This window comes from Enorma shizhengliae, assembly GCF_009676995.1.
GTDB lineage: Bacteria > Actinomycetota > Coriobacteriia > Coriobacteriales > Coriobacteriaceae > Enorma > Enorma massiliensis.
The window spans coordinates 38,920-59,902 of sequence record NZ_VTFZ01000003.1 but is presented as its reverse complement, the minus strand read 5'-3'; the positions used below and the strand labels follow the sequence as shown (position 1 = coordinate 59,902).

The 20,983-nt window shown below is 62.6% G+C and carries 19 protein-coding genes, 2 tRNA genes, 1 other RNA gene and 1 pseudogene; 20 read left to right on the top strand and 3 right to left on the bottom strand.

Features of this window, described 5'->3' with window-relative positions; all coding sequences use genetic code 11:
- Positions 1-50: 50 nt before the first annotated feature.
- The 6 genes from GJE22_RS03940 (at position 51) to GJE22_RS03915 (ending at position 4,873) form a co-directional block, all read left to right on the top strand.
- Positions 51-824 carry a YggS family pyridoxal phosphate-dependent enzyme gene (locus GJE22_RS03940; RefSeq protein ID WP_144688132.1) on the top strand — a complete coding sequence of 258 codons (774 nt, stop codon included), beginning with the start codon at positions 51-53 and terminating at the stop codon, positions 822-824.
- A gap of 207 nt (positions 825-1,031) precedes the next feature.
- Positions 1,032-1,766 (top strand): cell division protein SepF, encoded by a 735-nt coding sequence (gene sepF, locus GJE22_RS03935; RefSeq protein WP_144688133.1) that lies wholly within the window; start codon positions 1,032-1,034, stop codon positions 1,764-1,766.
- Between the two features lie 10 nt (positions 1,767-1,776).
- Positions 1,777-2,067, top strand: a complete 291-nt coding sequence (locus tag GJE22_RS03930; RefSeq protein WP_019128175.1) for a YggT family protein — start codon at positions 1,777-1,779, stop codon at positions 2,065-2,067.
- A gap of 58 nt (positions 2,068-2,125) precedes the next feature.
- A complete protein-coding gene (locus tag GJE22_RS03925; RefSeq protein WP_144688134.1) occupies positions 2,126-2,806 on the top strand; it encodes a DivIVA domain-containing protein in 681 nt (226 codons plus the stop codon).
- Positions 2,807-3,022: 216 nt separating this feature from the next.
- Positions 3,023-4,087 (top strand): hypothetical protein, encoded by a 1,065-nt coding sequence (locus GJE22_RS03920; RefSeq protein ID WP_144688135.1) that lies wholly within the window; start codon positions 3,023-3,025, stop codon positions 4,085-4,087.
- 105 nt (positions 4,088-4,192) lie between these two features.
- Positions 4,193-4,873, top strand: coding sequence for a PspA/IM30 family protein (locus GJE22_RS03915; RefSeq protein ID WP_144688136.1), 681 nt, complete (start codon positions 4,193-4,195; stop codon positions 4,871-4,873).
- 64 nt (positions 4,874-4,937) lie between these two features.
- Here the strand turns inward: GJE22_RS03915 and GJE22_RS03910 are convergent, their stop codons facing one another.
- Positions 4,938-5,474, bottom strand: a complete 537-nt coding sequence (locus GJE22_RS03910; RefSeq protein WP_144688137.1) for a nitroreductase family protein — start codon at positions 5,472-5,474, stop codon at positions 4,938-4,940.
- Between the two features lie 171 nt (positions 5,475-5,645).
- Here GJE22_RS03910 and fucO point away from each other — a divergent pair, with 171 nt between their 5' ends.
- From fucO to GJE22_RS03880, 6 genes are all read left to right on the top strand, one after another.
- Positions 5,646-6,806, top strand: a complete 1,161-nt coding sequence (fucO, locus tag GJE22_RS03905; RefSeq protein ID WP_022350062.1) for a lactaldehyde reductase — start codon at positions 5,646-5,648, stop codon at positions 6,804-6,806.
- A gap of 757 nt (positions 6,807-7,563) precedes the next feature.
- Positions 7,564-8,190: an HAD family hydrolase gene (locus tag GJE22_RS03900; RefSeq protein ID WP_144688177.1), complete on the top strand. Its 627-nt coding sequence runs from the start codon at positions 7,564-7,566 to the stop codon at positions 8,188-8,190.
- A gap of 109 nt (positions 8,191-8,299) precedes the next feature.
- Positions 8,300-8,667, top strand: an RNA gene (rnpB, locus tag GJE22_RS03895) — RNase P RNA component class A.
- A gap of 362 nt (positions 8,668-9,029) precedes the next feature.
- Positions 9,030-10,082: an inorganic phosphate transporter gene (locus GJE22_RS03890; protein WP_019128182.1), complete on the top strand. Its 1,053-nt coding sequence runs from the start codon at positions 9,030-9,032 to the stop codon at positions 10,080-10,082.
- A 112-nt stretch (positions 10,083-10,194) separates the two neighbouring features.
- On the top strand, positions 10,195-10,818 hold the full coding sequence (locus GJE22_RS03885; protein WP_019128183.1) for a DUF47 domain-containing protein: 624 nt from the start codon (positions 10,195-10,197) through the stop codon (positions 10,816-10,818).
- 127 nt (positions 10,819-10,945) lie between these two features.
- On the top strand, positions 10,946-11,581 hold the full coding sequence (locus GJE22_RS03880; RefSeq protein WP_144688138.1) for an IMPACT family protein: 636 nt from the start codon (positions 10,946-10,948) through the stop codon (positions 11,579-11,581).
- A 7-nt stretch (positions 11,582-11,588) separates the two neighbouring features.
- Here the strand turns inward: GJE22_RS03880 and GJE22_RS03875 are convergent, their stop codons facing one another.
- The gene (locus GJE22_RS03875; protein ID WP_144688139.1) at positions 11,589-12,053 is read right to left on the bottom strand and encodes a C-GCAxxG-C-C family protein; all 465 of its coding nucleotides are present in this window, start codon (positions 12,051-12,053) and stop codon (positions 11,589-11,591) included.
- 237 nt (positions 12,054-12,290) lie between these two features.
- Between GJE22_RS03875 and GJE22_RS03870 the strand changes: the two genes are divergently transcribed.
- The 3 genes and pseudogenes from GJE22_RS03870 to GJE22_RS03860 all read left to right on the top strand — a co-directional run.
- Complete coding sequence (locus GJE22_RS03870) at positions 12,291-13,574, top strand: O-acetylhomoserine aminocarboxypropyltransferase/cysteine synthase family protein (protein ID WP_144688140.1); 1,284 nt, start codon at positions 12,291-12,293, stop codon at positions 13,572-13,574.
- Positions 13,575-13,604: 30 nt separating this feature from the next.
- The gene (locus GJE22_RS03865; protein WP_144688141.1) at positions 13,605-14,579 is read left to right on the top strand and encodes an alpha/beta fold hydrolase; all 975 of its coding nucleotides are present in this window, start codon (positions 13,605-13,607) and stop codon (positions 14,577-14,579) included.
- A gap of 171 nt (positions 14,580-14,750) precedes the next feature.
- Positions 14,751-15,224, top strand: a pseudogene (locus GJE22_RS03860) (xanthine phosphoribosyltransferase); the annotation flags it as partial.
- Between the two features lie 147 nt (positions 15,225-15,371).
- On the opposite strand, the gene GJE22_RS03855 reads toward GJE22_RS03860, so the two are convergent.
- The gene (locus GJE22_RS03855; RefSeq protein WP_144688142.1) at positions 15,372-16,484 is read right to left on the bottom strand and encodes a diacylglycerol/lipid kinase family protein; all 1,113 of its coding nucleotides are present in this window, start codon (positions 16,482-16,484) and stop codon (positions 15,372-15,374) included.
- Positions 16,485-16,639: 155 nt separating this feature from the next.
- On the opposite strand from GJE22_RS03855, the gene GJE22_RS03850 reads away from it, so the two are divergent.
- The 5 genes from GJE22_RS03850 (at position 16,640) to GJE22_RS03830 (ending at position 20,959) form a co-directional block, all read left to right on the top strand.
- A tRNA-Pro gene (locus GJE22_RS03850) sits at positions 16,640-16,716 on the top strand.
- A 4-nt stretch (positions 16,717-16,720) separates the two neighbouring features.
- Positions 16,721-16,794 (top strand) — tRNA-Gly (locus GJE22_RS03845).
- Between the two features lie 282 nt (positions 16,795-17,076).
- Positions 17,077-18,432, top strand: a complete 1,356-nt coding sequence (gene gdhA, locus GJE22_RS03840; protein ID WP_144688143.1) for an NADP-specific glutamate dehydrogenase — start codon at positions 17,077-17,079, stop codon at positions 18,430-18,432.
- 210 nt (positions 18,433-18,642) lie between these two features.
- Positions 18,643-18,903, top strand: a complete 261-nt coding sequence (locus GJE22_RS03835) for a hypothetical protein (RefSeq protein WP_144688144.1) — start codon at positions 18,643-18,645, stop codon at positions 18,901-18,903.
- Positions 18,904-19,015: 112 nt separating this feature from the next.
- Positions 19,016-20,959, top strand: coding sequence for an amylosucrase (locus GJE22_RS03830; protein ID WP_235895806.1), 1,944 nt, complete (start codon positions 19,016-19,018; stop codon positions 20,957-20,959).
- Positions 20,960-20,983: the final 24 nt, after the last annotated feature.

Genomic DNA, 20,983 nt, shown 5'->3' with positions numbered 1-20,983 from the left:
CGCGCTCTGCGGTAGTATGGGGAGGTTATCGACGACAAGAGGTGCATGGTATGTCTGAGCTAGATGCGTATCGCGAGGCCGTCGCACGTCGGCGCGAGGCGATCATGGAGCGGGTCGATGCGGCGCTTGCACAGAGCGGGCGCAAGGCCGGCTCGGTGAAGGTGATGGCCGTCTCCAAGACGGTCGACGTGCCGCAGGTGGTCGCCGCCATCGATGCGGGGTATCGCTTCTTTGGCGAGAATCGGCCTCAGGAGCTCGTGCGTAAGCTTGAGGGACTCTCCGTGCTCGCCGGCGAGGACGGGTGCGTTGCCGGTGCCGATGCTCGCGAGCTTAGGTTCGATATGATCGGCAACTTGCAGACCAACAAGATCAACGCCGTGCTCGGTCGCGCCGCGTGCATCCATTCCATCAGCTCGCTTCACCTCGCCGAGGCGGTTTCCTCCCGTGCCGCACGCCGCGTCGAGGCGGGGGAGCTGGCCGGCCCGCAGCCGGTTCTCATCGAGGTGAACGTGTCGGGCGAGGCCTCGAAGTCGGGGTTTGCCCCCGATGATCTGCGAAATGCATTCTCCCAGCTTGCGCAGCTCCCGGGCATTCGCATCACCGGTCTCATGACGATGGCTCCTCGCGGAGATGCTCGCTGCGCACACGAGACGTTTGCCGGCCTACGCGACCTGCGCGACGAGTTGGCCGCATCCTACCCCTCGGTCGATCTTGCCGAGCTCTCCTGCGGTATGAGCGAGGACTTCGAGGCTGCTATCGAGGAAGGGTCCACGCTCATCAGGCTCGGTAGGGTCGCGTTCGATCCGTCCTTCGCGCTCGCCTAGGCGCATAGCCGCTCCTTGCACGCGGGCGCATGCGCATGTGGCCCAGCATGAGTGTGAACATTGCATTAGGAGGGGTATTTTAGGAATCGTTGCCGCATCTTGCGGGGTACAAGGGCCTAGAATAGGGCAGTTCTGGTACGATAAGCAGGTCAGGCCAACTCAGACCTGCAACCGTACACGAATCGCAGCATGCAGAGAGGTTGAGAGATGGGCTTCTTAGACGACATCAAGAGTCGGCTCCCCTTCGGCCAAGGTCAAGCTTCCTACGGCCAAGACGGCTATGACGAGGGTGACGGCTATAACGATTACTATGACGGCGATTATCAGGACGACTACCAGACCGCGGAAGATGCCTATGGTGCGCAGGGCTATAGCGGCGGTTATGCCGCGCAGCCCGCAGAGTCTTCGAACGGCATGCTCGGGCAGACCCGTCGCGGCGAGGCGGAGTCCGTCGCGGTCTACACGCGCTCAGGCCAGCTCGTGGGCGATGCGGACCGTCATGCCACCACGTACAATCCTCCCGCCCGGAGCCAGGATTCCTATCGTCCTGGGGCCTACGATACGCCCTCGAGCTATGCTGCCTCGGTGCGTGAGCACGCTGCGGCCGCCCCGGCTCCCGAAGCTGCTGCCATCGACCGGCATGCAAGTTCTATCCTGAACGCGACTCCCCAGTTGCCGGCATACGTGCTGCGCCCGGAGAGCTACGACGACGTTGAGACCGTCGTGCGTCGCGTGCGCACCAAGCAGCCCGTGGCGCTTGTCTTCGTGGGCGTGCGCACCGAGGTGGCCAAGCGCGTGCTGGACTTCAGCTATGGCTTCGCCTGCGGCCTCGGCGCCTCCGTCAAGGAGGTGGGCGACCGCGTGTTCATGGTGCTGCCCGCCGGCTGCGAGGTCAAGGATTCCGATCTGACCAAGCTCCGCGACGACGGTTTCCTCAAATAGGCGGGGGTGCTTGACGATTCCGACTTTCACCTTGAACGCCTACTCGGTCGCGCAGCTCGTCGTAACGCTCGTCGATTTCTACGAGATGCTCATCATCGTCTACATCCTGCTCTCGTGGTTCCCGATCCGCGAGGGTAGCTTGGTGCACGATATCGGCATGGTGCTTCAATCGCTTTGCGAGCCCTATCTGGGCCTCTTCCGTCGGTTTATCCCCCCGATGGGCGGCCTCGATTTCTCTCCCGTTATTGCGGTTCTTGCGTTGAATCTCGTGTCGCGGCTGGTAATAGGTATAATCGTTTAGGATGCAGTGTCTAGGCGCAAGCGGGGCAAGGTCCTGCGTGCGATGAAAAGGAGTGCTCATGGCAATCACACCCGCCGACATTCAGGCTCAGACGTTTTCCGAGGCCAAGCGCGGCTACGATCCCGCTGAGGTCGATGTCTTCCTCGAGCAGCTCGCTACCGAGGTCGACGCGATGCTTGCCAAGATCGTCGATCTCAAGAATCGCCTGACGGCGACCGAGCAGCAGCTCGCCGATGCTCAGAACCAGCTTGCGAACGCGCAGGCCCAGACGATCGCCGCGCCCGCGCCGGTGCAGCAGCCGTCGAGCATGGGCGCCTCCGAGCGTCAGATTTCCGCAGCCCTCATCGCTGCTCAGCAGACGGCGGACGCCATCGTTGCCGAGGCTCAGCAGAATGCCGACCACATCTGCAACGAGGCCGATGCCAAGGCACGCGACGTCATCCGCCAGGCCCTGCAGGAGAAGCAGGAGGAGCTGAAGGAGATCGATCGTCTTAAGGCTTCCCGCGAGGAGTTCAAGGAGGAGTACCTGAAGCTGCTCCAGCACTTCATGGACGATGCTCAGAACTCCTTCCCACCCGAGCTCATGGCTTCTTCGCTGCCCGTTGGCTCCGCTGCTGCTGCCGCTCCGGCGCTTCAGTCTGCCCCGGTGGTTACCCCGGCTCCCGAGCCCGCGCCCGTCACCCCGGTCGCCGATCCCTTCGCCCCGCTCGACAACTTCGGCGTGGACGATCTGGACTAGCATATGCTTCAACTTGCGAGGTAAGCGCTTCGCAGACGAAAGGCACCGCCCATCGGACGGTGCCTTTTTTCATGTCGCGGGGCGCGAGCGTTCCATGTCGTGGCTAGGGGCGCTTGCCTGCCAAAAGGGATGCACGTTCGATTGCGCCCTTCCCGCTCCCTTTGGGCATAATGGAACCAATGGCATTGCATGAAGAACGACGGCGAAGGGATGCGTATGGGCAGGTCTGGCGGCAGGTCGGGAGGCGGTGGCCGCAGCGGAGGGTTCTCCGGCGGAGGCAGGTCGTCGGGAGGCTTCTCCGGGGGAGGCGGTCACGGCAGGAGCGGTCGTTCGGGCGGCCCTCACTTCGGCGGATTCGGGGGCGGTTTCGGCGCACCGCGTTGGCATGGCCCGCACTCTTACGGTGGCGGTAGCTTCTGGCCGTTCATGGCCGGCTACGGAATGGGGCGCGGTTCCGGGGGCTCCGGGAGGGGCTCTGGCGGGGATTCGGGTGGCCCGGGATGCGGTTGCGCTTCGATCATCGTGGCGGCGCTCGCAGCCGTCGTGCTCATGGCGCTACTCGGTACCGTTGCGACTCGCTTGACATCGTGCACGTCTACCGCCATGAGCGCAGACATCTCCGCATCAACGGTTGATCGCGAGGCGCTGCCCGCAAGCGCGGTTACCACCCAGCTTACTCAGCATTATCGGGATGAAGATGGGGGCTGGATCTATAGTTCGGGTACGATCGAGCGCGGGCTTGACGCCTTCCAGGATGAGACGGGCGTGCAGCCGTTCGTGTGGATCCTTCCCAATGGGAGCGAGACCTCGACCGAGGCGCTCTCTCAGCGCGCCGATGAGCTGTACGACGAGGTCTTCGACGACGAAGCGGGCTTCCTCCTCGTGTTCTGCGACGACGGCAGCGGGTCATTCAATTGCGGCTATACGGTTGGCAGCCAAGCCAAGACCGTGATGGATGACGAAGCGATCGGGATTCTCGCCGATTATCTCGACAGGTACTACCAAGACTATTCGATATCCGAAGACGAGATCTTCGCGCGGGCTTTCGAAGACACGGGAGCGCGCATCATGAGCCGCACGACATCGCCTATGGTGTACGTTGCCGTTTGCGCAGCGGTGGTCATCGTGGCCGGGCTCGTGTTCTTTGGGGTGAAGAACTACCGCGCTTCGAAGGAACGGGAAGCCAAGCGCATGGAAGAGGTGCTCAACACACCGCTCGAGACGTTCGGCGATCAGGACCTCGAAGATTTGGAGAAGAAGTACCAGGACCCGAAAGACTGAGACGGCGCGTGATGCTGTGCCCGCTCTGGGGGTAGAAGGTACAAGACGGCGTCCATGGGCGCCGAAGCGCCGGGGTGGGCCCGGCGAAGAGTCAAAGGAGTGCACATGGGCATGCTCGACCGCTTTACCGATATCATCAAGGCAAATGTGAACGATTTGCTCGACCGAGCTGAGGATCCATCCAAGATGGTCGACCAGTACCTCCGCGACCTCACCGAGTCGCTTGCCGAGGTCAAGCAGGAGACTGCGGGCGTCATGGCGGAGGAGGCGCGCACCGAGCGGCAGGTCAAGGAGAACGAGGCCGACATCTCGAAGTACGACGGCCTCGCTCGCGCGGCGCTCGAGGCGGGCAATGAAGACGATGCTCGAACGTTCTTGGCAAAGAAGCAGCAGCTCGTAACGAAGGGCGAGGGGCTGCGCGCTGCCGCGGAGGCCGCGCGCGAGAATGCAACCAAGATGCGCGAGATGCATGACAAACTCGTGGGGGATATCGAGCAGTTGAAGAGCCGGCGCGAGGCCATCAAGGCGAAGGTCGCCGTGGCGAAGACCCAGGACAAGGTCAACAAGATGTCCTCCGCAGGCGACCGCGCGGCCGGTGCCATGAGCGCGTTCGACCGCATGGAGGCGAAGGCCGATGAGATGCTCGACCGCTCCAACGCCATGAGCGAGCTCTCTTCGGAGCCGGCGGACGCTGCCGCCGAGCTGGAGAAGAAGTATGCCGATTCCGCATCGACGGCAGCCGTTGACGCGGAGCTCGCCCGCCTTAAGGAAGAGATGGGGCTCTAGGCCCACCGGCAGGGGGACGGAGTGCCGGCGGTTTCCTCCGGCCCCCTGCCAGCCTTCGACTGCGCTAGCGCGTCACGTCGCAGAATTGCTCCAGGGAGATGCAACGGGCTTCTCGCTTCTCGGGTTCGGCGATTTCGTCCGCTGGGTAGCCCATGGTGAGCATCGATACTGGCTCGACCCCTTCGGGAAGGCCGAACTCCTGGCGTGCGATCTCAGGATCGAATATGCAAACCCAGCAGGTTCCCAAGCCGAGCTCGGTCGCCTGCATCATCATCTCGTCGACCACGATCGAGGTGTCGATGAGCGACGAGTTCATGCCGTCGTTCCTGCGTACCCAGGCATCTTCGGTGCGCGCGCAGGCGAGGATGACCACGGGCGCACCGAAGACGCTGCCGTCTTTGGCGAACCTGTGAGCTGCGTGCGCTGCCTTCTCCTTTAGCTCGGGAGTGTCGCAAATAACGATACGGGTAGGGTGGTTGTTGTGGGCGGAAGGGGCGATGCGGCCCGCTTCCACCACTGCAGCGAGCTTCTCGGGCTCGATGGCGCGGTCCTCGTAGGAGCGGCACGAATAGCGCGCGCGGGTGAGGTCGGCGAAGGACATGGGTACCTCCTATGAACGCGTTTCCAACGGCCTCATTGTAGCGCTCGTAGCCCGGCGCGGCGGAATAGGCAAAGGAGCGTTCGGGTAGATTGAAATCGTGTGCGGGGCGCGGGTACGCCCTGAGGTTTGCCGGCGCGGCGCATCGTACGTCGGCGTAGAGAGGAGACTCCAATGGTTCAGCGCATCATGCTCAACGAGACGTCGTATCACGGATCGGGCGCAATCGCCGAGATCCCGAACGAGATTGCGGCCCGCGGCTTCAAGAAAGCCTTCGTTGCCTCCGACCCCGACCTCGTGAAGTTCGGCATCACGGCCAAGGTGACCGACCTCCTCGATGCCGCCCAGGTCCCTTATGAGGTCTACTCCGATATCAAGCCCAACCCCACGATCGAGAACGTTCAGCATGGCGTCGAGGCCTTCAAAGCTTCGGGTGCCGATTGCATCGTCGCCATCGGTGGCGGGTCGTCCATGGACACCTCGAAGGCCATCGGTATCATCATCGCCAACCCCGAGTTCGAAGACGTGCGCTCGCTCGAGGGTGTTGCTCCCACCAAGAACCCGTGCACGCCGATCATTGCCGTTCCCACCACGGCGGGTACCGCGGCCGAGGTTACGATCAACTACGTCATCACCGACGTTGAGCGCAAGCGCAAGTTCGTCTGCGTTGACCCGCATGACATGCCCGTGGTTGCCGTCGTCGATCCCGACATGATGGCCACCATGCCTGTAGGCCTTACGGCTGCGACCGGCATGGACGCGCTCACCCACGCCATCGAGGGCTATACCACGAAGGCGGCATGGGCGATGACGGACATGTTCCACCTCGAGGCCATCCGCTTGATCGCTCAGAACCTGCGCGACGCCGTGGCCGAGGCCAAGAGCGGTGAGCCGGGCAGCGGCCGCGAGGGCATGGCCCTTGCCGAGTACATCGCGGGCATGGGCTTCTCCAACGTCGGGCTTGGCATCGCGCATTCCATGGCCCATACCCTCGGCGCGGTCTACGACACGCCGCACGGTGTTGCCTGCGCCATGGCGCTGCCCATCGTGATGGAGTACAACGCTTCCGAAACGGGCGAGAAGTATCGCGAGATCGCTCGCGCTATGGGCGTTGCGGGCGTTGACGACATGTCGCAGGACGAGTACCGCGCTGCCGCTGTGGCTGCCGTGGCCAAGCTCGGGCAGGATGTGGGCATCCCCACGAAGGTGGACGGCCTCAAGGAAGAGGACCTCGACTTCCTCTCCGAGTCCGCTCATGCCGACGCATGCGCACCCGGTAATCCGCGCGATGCGAGCGTCGAGGATATCAAGAACCTCTTCCGCAAGCTGATGTAGCGCATCGTTTGGGCGGGGCCGTTGCTTTGGCAGCGGCCCCGTTTTTGTGTGGGCTGCCGCTGCCGTAGCGCGTGGTGCCGTAGCGCGTGGCTGTGCGGGTTGCCGCTGTAGCGCGTGACTGATTGAGCTGCCGCTGCTGTAACGCGTGGCCGTGCGGGCCGCCGCCGTAGCGCACAGCTCGTTTCTTGCTCCCGCGGCTGGATGGAATGCCCGTCCGGTTGTGCGCGGGTTGGGGGTGTGGGACGGCGGATTTCGCGATATTGGCGCACTCGCGCGGCGCCAAGGGCAAAACTTGCGTCAAAGGATCGAATTTTTGGAGACCTTCCGAGTACTCCCGCTAGATGCAACATGAAAACTGCTGGTAGACGCGATGGGTCTGGAGCGGATAGTTAGAAGGTATCCCAAAATCAAGTCCTTTGACGGAAGTTTTGTTCCGGTTAAGAGATCACGAGGATATTTCGAGCTGCAACGAAGGCTTCGCGCGCGCAGTTGCGCGCGGTGACTGGGCTATTCTTGCTATGCGGCAGTAAAAAAGCCGACGGGGTAGCTTGAGCCTCGAATCAGTGCCTTTTTTGGTTCTGTTGAGCAGACCATCCCGCATTGAAAGCATTTCCGCAGGAATGCAGGGGGTATAGTAATTCAGATACCGGGCTGAGTTTTTACAAAAGCGCCGATTCGAGACTCGAGCTATGGTGGTTGCAGCGCTTTGATGCGTTCGGCAGGGCATGTTTGCGTAAAGGTTGGAAGGATCATGATGGTGGAGCGGCTCATATTCTTCGACATCGACGGGACGCTCGTGCCGGATACAAGCACGGGTTCGTTTATCGCAAAGCGCTTGGGGTCTCTCGAGCAGATGGCGGCTGCCGAGCGCGCCTACGAGGAGGGGCGCATCGATAACAGCGAGGTTTGCGCGATCGATGCGGCCGCGTGGCGCGGTTACCGCCGTGCCGAGGTCGAGTCGTGGCTAGACGAGCTGCCTTTGATCGCGGGCATCCGTGAAACGGTTGACGCATGCCGCGGCGCTGGTATGGAGCCGCATCTCGCTTCGCTGGCTTGGACGGTCGTGGGGGAGTATCTTTGTCGCCGGTTTGGGTTCGCGGGGTGCTGTGGCCCGGTGCTCGAAGAGGAAGATGGTGTCTTTACCGGCCGGGTGAAGCGCGTTTTCGATGAATACGATAAGCGCGACTACGCTCTTGGGGTTTGCGCTGAGCGCGGCATCGACCCCGCGCGGTGCATCGCCGTGGGGGACAGCCGCTCGGATCTACCGCTCTTCGCTGCGGTGGGCAAAAGCATCGCTTTCAACGGGTCGTCTGCTGCGCGTGCGGCTGCCACCCGATGCGTCGACGGCCCCTCGCTTACCGCTATCTTGAAAAACCAGGACTGAGTGAGAAATCAGGACAGAGGTAATTTCGCATTCGACGGGTCGCGCTTGCCTCGTGTGGATTTGAGGCCTGCGCGCCGCAGCTTGCGTCAGATGCTACAATACCTCGCGCGAAGCGGGCCAGACGGTCGCGCGACCTGCGCTCCGGCGCAGGCGTGAGGAAAGTCCGGGCTCCACAGGGCAGGATGCTGGCTAACGGCCAGGCGGGGCAACCCGACGGAAAGTGCCGCAGAAAAGAAGACTCCCACCTGCGTGCTGACTCGGCGCGTAAAGGGATAAGCTGAAACGGTGGTGTAAGAGACCACCAGCGTCGCGGCAACGCGGCGGCTTGGTAAACCCCATCCGGAGCAAGCGCAAATAGGGGCGCTATGGGTCGGCCCGGCCTGCGCCCGGGTAGCGTGCGAGGAGCCGCACGGTGACGTGCGTGCCAAGATAAATGACCGTCCGCGACAGAACCCGGCTTATAGGCCCGCTTCGCCCTTTTGTTCTCGCGCGCTCGCGACGGCGGACGCTCCTTCCCGTCGTGCCTGTCAACGATGATACGGCGCCTATGAGGCTTACGGTCCCGATGATGCCTTTTGAGCGCGTCGCCCGCGATGAGGTGCATCCTGTGTCCATGGCGCAAGCGCTGTATCAGGGAAATGTAAAGCTAACGTAAGGTCTTTTTACATCCAGATATAAAATGCCAGCTCAAAGGCGTACTCGGCATGAAGCTCGTTTACGCGAGGCTGATAAATCTGCATAAATGCATCAAGAAACCGTTAAGAAACGGTAAAATGGCGACGTACGTGTCGGGGATGCCCGCTGGAGCGTTCCTGTGAAGCTGAATAGGGAGAACTCTGTTGGATGTCTCGCTCGCGCAATTTGTCGCGCAGGTGGTCTCGAACCCCATCTTGGCCGTTACCGTTCTGCTCACCTTGGGCGTCATTTTCGTCAATGGCTGGACCGACGCCCCCAATGCGATCGCGACGGCAGTCACGACCCGAAGCATCAATATCCGCCCCGCCATCATCATGAGCGCCGTCTTCAACTTCTTGGGCGTACTACTCATGACGATGATCAATTCGTCGGTGGCGTCGACCATCTCGAACATGGTCGATTTCGGTACGGACACGCAGATGGCCCTCGTCGCCCTGTGCGCCGCGCTCTTCTCGATCGTCGTCTACAGCGTGGGCGCCTCGATCTTTGGCATCCCCACCAGTGAGAGCCACAGCCTCATCGCGGGCCTCACCGGTGCTGCGCTTGCCGTCCAGGGCGGCCTCGACGGCGTAAACGGCCAGGAGTGGATCAAGGTCATCTACGGCTTGGTGCTCAGCCTCGCCCTCGGTTTCGCGCTGGGCTGGGGCATCTGCAAGGCGTTGACCATCATCTGCGCGAATATGGACCGGCGACGCACCAACAAGGCATTCAAGTACGCACAGATTTTCGGTGCTGCCGCCATGAGCTTCATGCACGGCGCCCAAGACGGTCAGAAATTCATCGGCGTGCTGCTGCTGGGCGTGGCCTTCTGCAATGGCCAACCCGATCTCGTGAACGCCGCCATCCCCATCTGGCTCATGATGCTCTGCAGCATCACCATGGGCGTCGGCACGAGCGTGGGCGGCGAGAAGATCATCAAGTCCGTCGGCATGGATATGGTCAAGCTCGAGACCTTCCAGGGCTTCTCGGCCGACCTCGCCGGTGCGGTGTGCATCCTGCTTTCGACCCTCACGGGCATTCCCGTTTCCACGACGCATACCAAGACGAGCGCCATCATGGGTGTCGGCGCGGTCAAGCGTCTGTCCGCCATCAACTTCTCGGTGGTGAAGGACATGATGCTCACATGGGTGTTTACGTTCCCCGGTTGCGGCCTCATCAGCTTCGTGATGGCGAAGGTTTTCATGATGGTGTTCTAGCGGCCGTTTGACGGCTGCACCCCTCGGCGCAGCCAGGGTGTTCGGTATGATCGCGCGGCTGGTTCCGCGCTGAGATCGCAAACGCGATGCACAACGAGAATCGGAGGATTCCATGGCAAGGAAAAACGACGCGTTCTACTTCGAAGCGTTCTGCGCAAGCGCGGACTATTCGTATCAGGCGGCGCAGCTGCTCTCGAAGATCATGCACAATTTCGATCCCGACCGCCTGGAAGAGGCGATCGATGAGATGCACGCTATCGAGCAGGCGGCCGACGAGCGGCGCCACGAGGTGCTCGACGCGCTGGTGACGGCGTTCGTGACGCCCATCGAGCGCGAGGACATCGCTGAGCTCAGCGAGTACCTGGACACCGTGACCGACCGTATCGAGGGCGTGCTGCATCGGCTGTACTTCAACAACATTCGCGAGATGCGCCCAGATGCGCTCGAGCTTGTGGACATCGTGGTCCGCAGCTGCGAGCTCATGCGCTCGCTCGTGGGCGAGCTCTCCCAGTTCAAGAAGTCGAAGAAGCTGCGCCAGTACGTCGTTGAGCTCAACACCATCGAGCAGGAGGCCGACGACTGCTACATGAGGTCCATGCGCAACCTGCATACGACCTGTACGGACCCGATCGTTGTCTTCACGTGGCACGAAACCTACTCGTTCCTCGAGTACTGCGTCGACTATTGCGAGCAGGTTGCCGACACGATCGACACGATCGTGATGAAGAACTCGTAAGCGCACGGTATCTTCGTTCTCTTAGCGCGCCCGCCGACGCAGCTCCTTGCTGCAGGCGGGCGCGCTCGTTGTATTCCTGATAGGATAGCCTGGAAGCGAATGGCAAGATGGCATAGGGCAGGCGAGCATGGAGAGCTATCGTACGGTGCGCGCGGGCGAGGAGGCGGTTGGCGAGGTCGTCGATCGCAAGAGCTGTTTCATCGCGCAACTCGTGCATGTGGAGTGTGAGGAAGATGCCGCGGAACACATCGCGGCGGTTCGCTCGCGTCACTTCGATGCGCGCCACAACGTGCCAGCTTGGATTCTGGCCGACGGCCGCGAGCGGGCGAGCGATGACGGCGAGCCGCAGCGCACAAGCGGCATGCCTTCCCTTGAGGTGCTGCGCGGTGCCAACCTGCGCGATGTGTGCTGCGTGACCACTCGCTATTTCGGCGGTACGCTCTTGGGCCCCGGCGGCCTGGTGCGCGCCTACGGTGCGGCGGTGCAGGCTGCGATCGATGCGGCGCGCGAGGCGGGCAAGCTGGTGGAGATGACTTCAGTCGTCTCGGTTGTCGTGACCGTCGCGTACCCCCAGTACGAGCAGGTTCTTCATATGGTCGAACAGGCGGGCGGAAAGGTTTCCGACACCGCGTATACCGACGAGGTTGCTCTTTCGATCGTGTTTAAGGCGGGGGATGAGCAGCCGTTTCTCACCGCGCTTCGTGAGCGCTTGGCCGGGCGGGAGCGCGTGGAGGTCTCGGGCCCGCGGTTCGATGAGTTTTAAGCGGCGTTTATGCGGCGTTTTCCGGAGCGCTTTGGCGCGCGATGATCTCGGCCGTGATCTTCACCGCGTCCTCGATGCATCCCGGGCAGCTGCGGAGCGGTCCGTGCTCGCATCCCGCACCCTTCAACTCACAGCAGATGGTGGAGCCGTTTTTTGCGCCGAAGCGCTCGACGAGCTCCCGGGTTAGTTCGTAGGTGCGCTTCTTCGTGGTTCCAGAAAGCGCCGTGCCCCCGCTGCTCACCTGGCCGAGCGCCATGACGCCGCCCGAGATGGCGCCGCAGGTCTCCGTATGGCCTCCCATGCCGCCGCCGAACCCCTCGGAAAGCACGTAGCAGGCTTCCGTGTCCGCGCCGATCTCTGGGGCGAGCGCGCATGCGACCGCCTGGGCGCAGTTGTAGCCGAGCTCGGCGCGCAGTGCGACCGCGCGGGCAGCGAGCTCGTCAGACAGGGTTGTGAGGTCGCAGGAAGGCATGGGGTTCCTTTCTCTCGGGCGCCTGCGAGCGTTCGCTGCTGGGTGCGAGCGTGCGGAGTCGGGCGCTGGCTTTCGCCCTCATGATAGCGCTGCCCCGCCGGAGCGCGCCTGCTGACTCTCTGTAAAAACTAGATGCAGGCATACGCGGGAGCGCGAAGGCGAGTAAGCTTATGAACGTATGCGCGGCGCCCAGCGGCGTTTCGCGCCCATCGAAACGAACGTGCAAAGGAGCTTCATATGGCAGAGCATCTCGGCACCACCTGCGTCCAGGGCGGCTATCGTCCCGGTGATGCGGAACCGCGCCAGGTCCCCATCTATCAGTCGACGACATGGAAATACGATACGTCCGAGCACATGGGGCGGCTCTTCGACCTCGACGAGTCGGGCTATTTCTACACGCGCCTGCAAAACCCCACGAACGACGCCGTGGCGGCGAAGATCTGCGAGCTCGAGGGCGGTACCGCCGCCATGCTTACGAGCTCCGGCCAGGCTGCCAACTTCTTTGCGCTCTTCAACATCGTCGGTGCGGGCGACCATGTGGTGGCAAGCTCCGCCATCTATGGAGGCACGTACAACCTTATCGCCCACACCATGGGGCGCATGGGCATCGAGAGCACGTTCGTCTCGCCCGATTGCACCGATGAGGAGCTCGAGGCGGCGTTCCGTCCCAACACGAAGGCGGTGTTCGGGGAGACCGTTGCCAACCCTGCGCTCGACGTGCTCGATATCGAGCGCTTCGCTTCGGCCGCCCATGCCCATGGCGTGCCGCTCATCGTGGACAACACCTTCCCGACGCCCGTGCTCTGCCGCCCCTTCGAGTGGGGGGCCGATATCGTGACGCACTCCACCACCAAATACATGGACGGTCACGGAGCTGCGGTGGGCGGTGCCATCGTGGACTCCGGCAACTTTGACTGGGAGGCGCATGCGGACAAGTTCCCCGACCTCACCACGCCGGATGAGACGTATCACGGGGTCGTCTACACCCAGAAGTTCGGCCAGGGCGCGGCCTACATCACGAAGGCGACCTCCCAGCTCATGCGCGACCTGGGCTGCATCCAGAGCCCGCAGAACGCCTTCTTGCTCAACCTCGGCCTCGAGAGCCTGCACGTTCGCATGCCGCAGCATGTGAAGAACGGCCAGGCCATGGCGGAGTTCCTGCATGATCATCCCAAGGTTCGCTTTGTGAAGTATCCGGGCCTCCCCGACGACCCGTGGCATGAGCTCGCCCAGAAATATCTGCCGAATGGCTGCTGCGGTGTGGTGAGCTTCGGCTTTACCGGTGGCCGAGCGGCGGCGGAGCAGTTCATGAAGAGCCTCCATGTGGCGCAGATTGCGACGCACGTGGCCGATGCCCGCACCTGCGTGCTGCACCCAGCCAACGCCACCCATCGCCAGATGACGGATGAGGAGCTCGTCGCTGCGGGCATCGCACCCGATATGGTGCGCCTATCTTGCGGCATCGAGGATACCGACGACCTGATCGCCGATGTGGCCCAGGCCCTTGACGCGCTGCAGTAGCGCCGCTTGATACTTGGGGAAGGGGGCGCGGTGCGCACGGAGACGTTGACCTATCCGAGTGCAGATGGGTGCTCGACCGTTCGGGCGCTTGTCTGGGCGCCCGCGTTTTCCGGCAGCGCCGCGCCGCGAGGCGTGGTGCAGCTCGTGCACGGCATGTCCGAGCACGCCGAGCGCTATGCGCCCTTTGCCGAGGCGCTCTGCGCGGCGGGATACCTCGTCTGCGCGAACGACCATGTGGGTCATGGGCGCACCGCCACCGCTTGCGACCTCGGCCACATTCCGCTCGCAGACGGCGTGGACATCCTGCTTGCCGATGTCCACGCCCTGCGTAGCCGCGTCATCGGGCGCCTGCATGCGCAGGGCGTTTCTGCCCGCATTCCGTACATCCTCTTTGGCCACTCGCTCGGGAGCTTTATCGTTCGCGTGTACCTCACCCAGCACGCGGAGGGCGTCTCTGCGGCCGTCATCTGTGGAACGGGCCAGCAGCCGCCGGCGCTCGCCCGGGCGGGCAACGCGCTCTGCCGTGTGCTTGCGCGCCTGCGGGGCGAGCATTTCAGAAGCCGCCTTATCCACGAGCTCGTGGTGGGTGCATATGGCCGAGCGATCAAGGGCGCCCGTACGCCGTATGACTGGCTCTCGACCTATCCTGCGGTGGTCGAGGCGTACCGGCGCGACCCGCTCTGCGGCCAGATGTTTACCGTGGGCGGCTACGCGGCGGTGACGGAGCTTGCCGCAACATCGCAGCAGCGCAACCTTGCTCGTATGATTCCGCATGAGTTGCCGCTCCTTTTCATCGCGGGCTCAAACGATCCGGTGGGGGATTGCGGGCGCGGCGTGCGCGCGGCCGTAAAGCAGTACCGCGATCTTGGCATGGTTCATGTGGATGAGATGATCTACCAGGGCATGCGCCATGAGGTTCTCAACGAGCCCGGCCGCGCGCAGGTCTATCGCGACGTGCTCGCGTGGTTCGATGCCGTGCTGGGCAATGCCGACGGCTCGCGATGATCTCCGAGCGCGCATCGGTGCGACCGGCGCTGGGGTCTGCCTCGCGCACGAGGTGGAATGATCCCCGAGCGCGCATCGGTGCGCGATAGGCCACCTACGCGTGTTCGCCGCCTCGCGTGCGGCATGCGGTAGGATGGATGTACTCGAACGTACCAAGGGCAAGGAGGCGCCATGAAGGAGCTGGAGGAGCGTATTCGCCGCGACGGCATCATCAAGGATGGTGATGTTCTCAAGGTTGATGCGTTCTTGAACCACCAATGCGATGTCGAGCTCTTCGACGCCATGGGCGCCGAGTGGGCACAGCGCTTCATGGGGGTTCCTGTAAACAAGATCTTGACCATCGAGGCTTCGGGTATCGGCATCGCGTGCGTTGCGGCACGCCACTTTGGGAGCGTGCCGGTGGTGTTCGCCAAGAAGGCGCAGTCAATCAATCTTGATGGCGAGCAGTACGCAACATCGATCTACTCCTTCACCAAGCAGCGCGAGTTTCCCGTTATCGTGGGGAAGCGCTTCCTCGGGCCCAAGGACCGTGTGCTCATTCTCGATGACTTTCTTGCCAACGGCAAAGCGCTCGAGGGCCTGCTTGAAATCTGCGAGCTCGCAGGGGCCCAGGTGCAGGGCATTGGCATCGCGATCGAGAAGGCGTTTCAGGGCGGGGGAGACCGCCTACGCGCCCGCGGCTACCGTGTCGAATCGCTCGCGCGTGGGGTCGATGGATGCCGGTGCCGGAACGATAGAGTTCCTTCCCGCATAAGATGGCATTCTTGGCACGTTGATCGCGGAGGGTGCCGCCTAGAGCGGCCGCAGCACCGTGAGCTCTCCGGGGAGAAGGTCGACCGTCATGCTGCGAGCGCGTATGCGTTCCCCGTCGGCTTGGATGGGGTAGTCGTCGCGCTCGAATGCGAGTTCGAGATGCCGGGCAGTGGCGGTGTGGATGAGGGGAGAGCTCAGGTGGTGGCCGTTCTTCGCGCGCAGAAGCAGGGCGAGTGCATGCGCGCGGGTGGCCTTGCCGCTGGCGTAGCAAAGATCGAAGCGTCCGTCTGTAGGATCTGCCTCAGGGCAGATGAGGAAGCCCGAGCCATAGGTGGGCCCTAGCTGTATGGCCATGAGGAACGTGCATAGCTCCTGGGCTGCTCCTCCGTCGATGGACACGCGGGCGGGGTAGGACTTGAAGGAACGAAGGAAAACGCCCGCGCCGCTCATGAGGTAGAGCGGCGCCCCGGTGAGCGCCACCGTGGCTCGCAGGTCGACGGTACCGATCGCGACCGCCGCGTCGAGTCCGAAAGAGAGCGTTTGGACGAAGTATTCGGTCACCGTATCGTTGGCGGTGCCTGTGATTTCTCCCGCAGGTAGGATGTCCGACGGTATGGGCGCTGGGGAGCTTTCGGCTGGGTTGGGGGTGCAATGCTGCCCTGCTTGCCCGCAGCCCTGGGGCTCGGCGCCTTCATTTCCCGTTGCCGGAATGTAGGTTACGCGTCCCACGTCGAGGGAGATGCGCTCGCATGTGAGAAGGCGAGCGAAATCCTTTCCGCCATAATCGTCGAGGCCGAGCGTTCGCGCGAAATCGTTGCCCGAGCCCACGGGCACCACGCCAAGCGCGGGCCGATGCTCCGCGCCGATGCGCATGATGCCGTTTGCGACCTCGTGCACCACGCCGTCACCGCCGAGAGCGAGCACCGAGTCGTAGCCCCGTGCCGCCTCAGCAAGCTCGACGGCATGGCCCATGTGCTCGGTATACACGAGCTCGAACGAGGCACTGTCGTGGTGATAGAGTGCGAGGAAACGCTGCAGCTGGCCAGCGATGCGCTTTCCCGCGCCAGATTGCGCGACGGGGTTGGCGATGATGAGCGTGCGGCCGAGCGCCGCTCCCGGCGCGTTCCGACGGTTGCTGTCGTGTTCGCTCATGGTGCTCCTTAGCCGCGCGGTAGGCGGTCTCGGGGTTGGTTGCATTCACAGTATACGTCCGAGCGACTCATGTACACCGCGTGCGTTCCTTGGGGTAGCGCGAACTGGGCGTTGCCCAGATGAAGAGAAACCTCTATAATGCTTGCTCTGGACGTCGGGACGTGGCGCAGTCTGGTAGCGCGCGTGCTTTGGGAGCACGATGCCGCAGGTTCGAATCCTGTCGTCCCGACCATATCGCGGGCGTAGTTCAATGGTAGAACCCCAGCCTTCCAAGCTGATGACGCGGGTTCGATTCCCGTCGCCCGCTCCAGCAATCGTTCGAGCCCGGCATCTTTTTGGTGCCGGCCTCGTTTTTTCGTCGCCTTCGTGGATTCTTGATGAACGGCGTGCGGCCTTTGTTTCCTGCTTTGCTTTCGTTGCTGTACGAAAAGTAGAAGGGCGCCCGGTTCGTGTCGGTGCTGAGCGTGTTGCGGACACGTTACGATTCAGCGCATTGACCGTACGGCAACCCGGTTGAAGTACAATTCCTGCGGCCACAACGTTGCCGTTGCTTCCAACGGTAGCGAGGGAAACACATCGATAGGAGAATCGCATGAGCTATACCCAGCGTGTGATCGACGAGCTGCGCGAGCGCTATGCCGACCAGCCCGAGTTTCTGCAGGCTGCGATCGAGGTGCTCGAGACCATCGAGCCTGCCGTCGAGGCGCATCCCGAGTTCGAGGAGGCGAGCCTGCTTGACCGCTTGGTCGAGCCCGAGCGCGTCATCATGTTCCGCGTACCGTGGGTCGATGATGCGGGCAAGGTGCAGGTCAACCGCGGCTATCGCGTCGAGTTCAGCTCTGCGATCGGGCCCTACAAGGGCGGTCTGCGCTTCAACCCAACGGTGACCGTCGGCATGCTTAAATTCCTGGGCTTCGAGCAGATTTTCAAGAACGCGCTCACCACGCTGCCCATGGGTGGCGGCAAGGGCGGTTCGGATTTCGACCCCAAGGGTAAATCCAACCGCGAGATCATGGCGTTCTGCCAGTCCTTCATGACCGAGCTTTTCCGCCACATCGGTCCCAACACCGACGTTCCTGCTGGCGACCTTGGCGTGGGCGGTCGCGAGATCGGTTACCTGTTCGGGCAGTACAAGCGCCTTCGCAACGAGTGGTCGGGCGTGCTGACCGGCAAGGGTCTGACGTTCGGCGGCTCGCTCGCGCGCACCGAGGCCACGGGTTACGGCCTGGTCTACTTCGTGGATGAGTATCTGAAGAGCCAGGGCGATTCGTTTGAGGGCAAGAGCGTTGTCGTTCATGGTTCTGGCAACGTCGCCATCTATGCAATCCAGAAGGTCGCCCAGCTTGGTGGCAAGACCATTGCATGCTCCGATACCAAGGGTTGGGTCGAGGATCCCGAGGGCATCGACTACAAGGTGCTTGAAGACATCTACAACGCCAAGCGTTCCGGCCATGATCAGGGCGTGAGCCTTGCCATGTACGTCGACCAGCGTCCTGGTGCCACCTGGCACGAGGGAGAAGGTCGCGGCGTATGGCAGCTTCCGTGCGACGTCGCTCTGCCGTGCGCTCGCGAGAACACCCTGACGCTCGAGGACGCTCAGGCGCTCGCGGCGAATGGCTGCAAGGTTGTGGGCGAGGGCGCCAACATGCCCACCACGCCGGATGCGACCATCTACCTCATGGAGCACGGCGTTGCCTTCATGCCCGGTAAGGCGGCGAACGCCGGCGGCGTGCTCGTGTCTGGCCTCGAGATGAGCCAGAACGCAGAGCATCTTTCCTGGACGTTCGACGAGGTCGATGGCAAGCTCGAGGAGCTCATGCGCGGTATGTTCCACAACGTGGACGACACGGCACGTGAATACGGCCATGAGGGCAACTTCGTGATGGGTGCCAACATCGCCGGCTTCATGAAGGTTGCCGATGCCATGATGGCCCAGGGCGTGTGCTAAAGGCCTAGGTTTTCGACACGCTTTTCGTCTCGGCTGGCACCTCGAAAGGGGTGCCAGCCTTTTTCTTCGGCACCTCGCATCCGGGGAGGCAAAGCGAGCAGCGGTTATGACGGACATGCCCCAATCTGGGCCTCGCGTCGTATAATGGGCCATGCGTTCGCTCGTTTGCCTGCTCCGATCGCGCTCGGTTCGGCACAGAGGAAGGTAGCTATGCGAAAAGATATCGCCTCGATCGTTATCGGAGTTGCCGCGATGGCCGTCTCCTTTTGCCCGTTCATTCCGATCCAGCTCATCGGTGCCGTTGCCGCCGTTGTCGGATTCCGGCTCGCGCGGGAGGCGCGGCGAGAGGACTATCGGCGCGACCTGACGTGCTCCATCGGAACGGTGGCGTCCATCGCCGGAGTGGTCCTGTGCCTTCTTACGCCCGTCGTCTATCTCGTTGGGCAAATCATCTTGCTTGCCGCGGGCTAAGGGCGCTATAGTAATTAGCGGCGACAAACATACGCGTTCGAAAGCTCGAACCGCTTCGACGTTGTAACCGGCGGCACGCTCAGGCCGCCCTGTCTCGTTTTCGAGGGAGCGTATGTCGTCATCATCGAAGAAATCCATTGCCGCACCGAAATCCATGACCGCATCGAATGCGCCCGCCGCACGCGGCAAGGCGGCGCCCACGAAGTCGCCCGCGCGGCCCGCGCGCGATTCCTCGTTCGAATCCCGGCTCGCGCGCCACCATGATGAGCTTCGCTGGCTCTACATGGAGCTTTACGACAACGGCGACATGTTCGCTGAGCTCATCGACCGTATGCGACGCTTCTCGGACGAGCGCTCAGAAGCGCTCCGGAAGCTCGATATCGCGCGCGAACAGGAGGGCGCGTGGTATCGGAGCCAGGACATGCTCGGCATGCAGATGTATATCGACAACTTCGCCGGCACCATCAAGGGCGTCGAGGAAAAGCTTCCCTATCTCGAGCGCTGTCATGTGAACTACATCCACCTCATGCCGTTCCTCGATACCCCGTCCGACAAAAGCCGTTCCGATGGCGGCTATGCGGTAAAGGATTTCCGCCGCGTGCAGCCGGGGCTCGGCACGATGGACGAGCTCGCGCACCTCGCCTCCGCCTGTCATGAGCGGGGCATGAGCCTGTGCATGGACTTCGTGATGAACCATACGTCCGAAGAGCACGAATGGGCCCGCCGCGCGCGGGCGGGCGAGGGCGAGTACATGAGCAGGTACTTCTTCGAATCCAATCAAGAGGTGATTGACCAGTACTCTCGCGATGTGCCGCAGGTGTTCCCCACCACGGCGCCGGGTCACTGGACCTATCTGCCTGAGCTCGGGCAATGCGTCATGACGCAGTTCTACCCGTACCAATGGGACCTCAACTACAGGAACCCCCGCGTCTTCAACGAGATGATGTACAACTTCCTGTATCTGGCGAATCAGGGCATCGATATCATGCGCCTCGATGCGGTTCCCTATATCTGGAAGCAGCTTGGCACCAACTGCCGCAACCTTCCGCAGGTCCATACGCTCGTGCGCATGATGCGTATGATCGGAGAGGTCGTGTGCCCCGGGGTTGCGTTGTTGGGCGAGGTCGTGATGGCTCCTGTCGAGGTTGTTCCGTACTTCGGTACCGTTGAAAAGCCTGAGTGCCACATGCTGTACAACGTGACGACCATGGCGACTACCTGGCATACCGTAGCCACAGAAGATACGCGCCTCCTGCGCCAGCAGCTCGATGCGGTCTGCACCCTGCCCAAGGAGTACACCTTCCTTAACTACCTGCGCTGTCACGACGACATAGGGTGGGGCCTCGATTACCAGACGCTTAGAGGTTGGGGCCAAGAGGAGGTGCCGCATAAGCGGTACCTGAACGACTACTTCTTGGGCAACATCCCCGGAAGCCCGAGCCGTGGGGCACTCTACAACGCCGATCCGGTTACGGGGGACGCGCGCTTCTGCGCCACGACGGCTTCCATGTGCGGCATCGAGGCCGCGGGCTTCGAGGGCAATGCCGAGGCTATGGAGGTTGCCGTGCGCAAGGACCTCATGCTCCATGCCTATATGTTCACGCAATCGGGTTTGCCGATCATCTACAGCGGAGACGAGGTCGGCCAGGTCAACGACTATGCTTATCGGGACGATCCCGAGAAAGCGGATGATTCGCGCTATATCCATCGCGGACAGTTTTCGTGGGAGCTGGTTGCGAACATCGAGCAGGCGGGAACGGTTCAGAGCCAAATCTTCGCCGGGCTCGACGAGCTCGAACGCATCCGGCGCGAGGACCCCGTCTTCGGGTCTGAGGCAGCATGGTATCCGAAGGACTATAGCGATCCGGCGGTACTTTGGATTGTGCGCGAGTGCGGCGAGGAAACGCTCCATGCCGTGTTCAACTTCAGTGGTGCGAGCAAGACCATCTGGATGCCCGAGCGCGCGCGGTATAGGAACCTCATATCCGGCGAACAGGCGGAACTCGAGACATTCGAGCTTCCCGCCTGGGGGTTTGCCTGGTACGAGCGCCAGTAGGCAGCACGCAGCGGGGGCGAGAGG

Bases quoted from the DNA above. Each gene is read 5' to 3' on its own strand.
- GJE22_RS03940 (WP_144688132.1), top strand. From the start codon at position 51: ATGTCTGAGCTAGATGCGTATCGCGAGGCCGTCGCACGTCGGCGCGAG.
- sepF (WP_144688133.1), top strand. From the start codon at position 1,032: ATGGGCTTCTTAGACGACATCAAGAGTCGGCTCCCCTTCGGCCAAGGT.
- GJE22_RS03925 (WP_144688134.1), top strand. From the start codon at position 2,126: ATGGCAATCACACCCGCCGACATTCAGGCTCAGACGTTTTCCGAGGCC.
- GJE22_RS03920 (WP_144688135.1), top strand. From the start codon at position 3,023: ATGGGCAGGTCTGGCGGCAGGTCGGGAGGCGGTGGCCGCAGCGGAGGG.
- GJE22_RS03915 (WP_144688136.1), top strand. From the start codon at position 4,193: ATGGGCATGCTCGACCGCTTTACCGATATCATCAAGGCAAATGTGAAC.
- GJE22_RS03910 (WP_144688137.1), bottom strand. From the start codon at position 5,474: ATGTCCTTCGCCGACCTCACCCGCGCGCGCTATTCGTGCCGCTCCTAC.
- fucO (WP_022350062.1), top strand. From the start codon at position 5,646: ATGGTTCAGCGCATCATGCTCAACGAGACGTCGTATCACGGATCGGGC.
- GJE22_RS03885 (WP_019128183.1), top strand. From the start codon at position 10,195: ATGGCAAGGAAAAACGACGCGTTCTACTTCGAAGCGTTCTGCGCAAGC.
- GJE22_RS03880 (WP_144688138.1), top strand. From the start codon at position 10,946: ATGGAGAGCTATCGTACGGTGCGCGCGGGCGAGGAGGCGGTTGGCGAG.
- GJE22_RS03875 (WP_144688139.1), bottom strand. From the start codon at position 12,053: ATGCCTTCCTGCGACCTCACAACCCTGTCTGACGAGCTCGCTGCCCGC.
- GJE22_RS03870 (WP_144688140.1), top strand. From the start codon at position 12,291: ATGGCAGAGCATCTCGGCACCACCTGCGTCCAGGGCGGCTATCGTCCC.
- GJE22_RS03855 (WP_144688142.1), bottom strand. From the start codon at position 16,484: ATGAGCGAACACGACAGCAACCGTCGGAACGCGCCGGGAGCGGCGCTC.
- gdhA (WP_144688143.1), top strand. From the start codon at position 17,077: ATGAGCTATACCCAGCGTGTGATCGACGAGCTGCGCGAGCGCTATGCC.
- GJE22_RS03835 (WP_144688144.1), top strand. From the start codon at position 18,643: ATGCGAAAAGATATCGCCTCGATCGTTATCGGAGTTGCCGCGATGGCC.
- GJE22_RS03830 (WP_235895806.1), top strand. From the start codon at position 19,016: ATGTCGTCATCATCGAAGAAATCCATTGCCGCACCGAAATCCATGACC.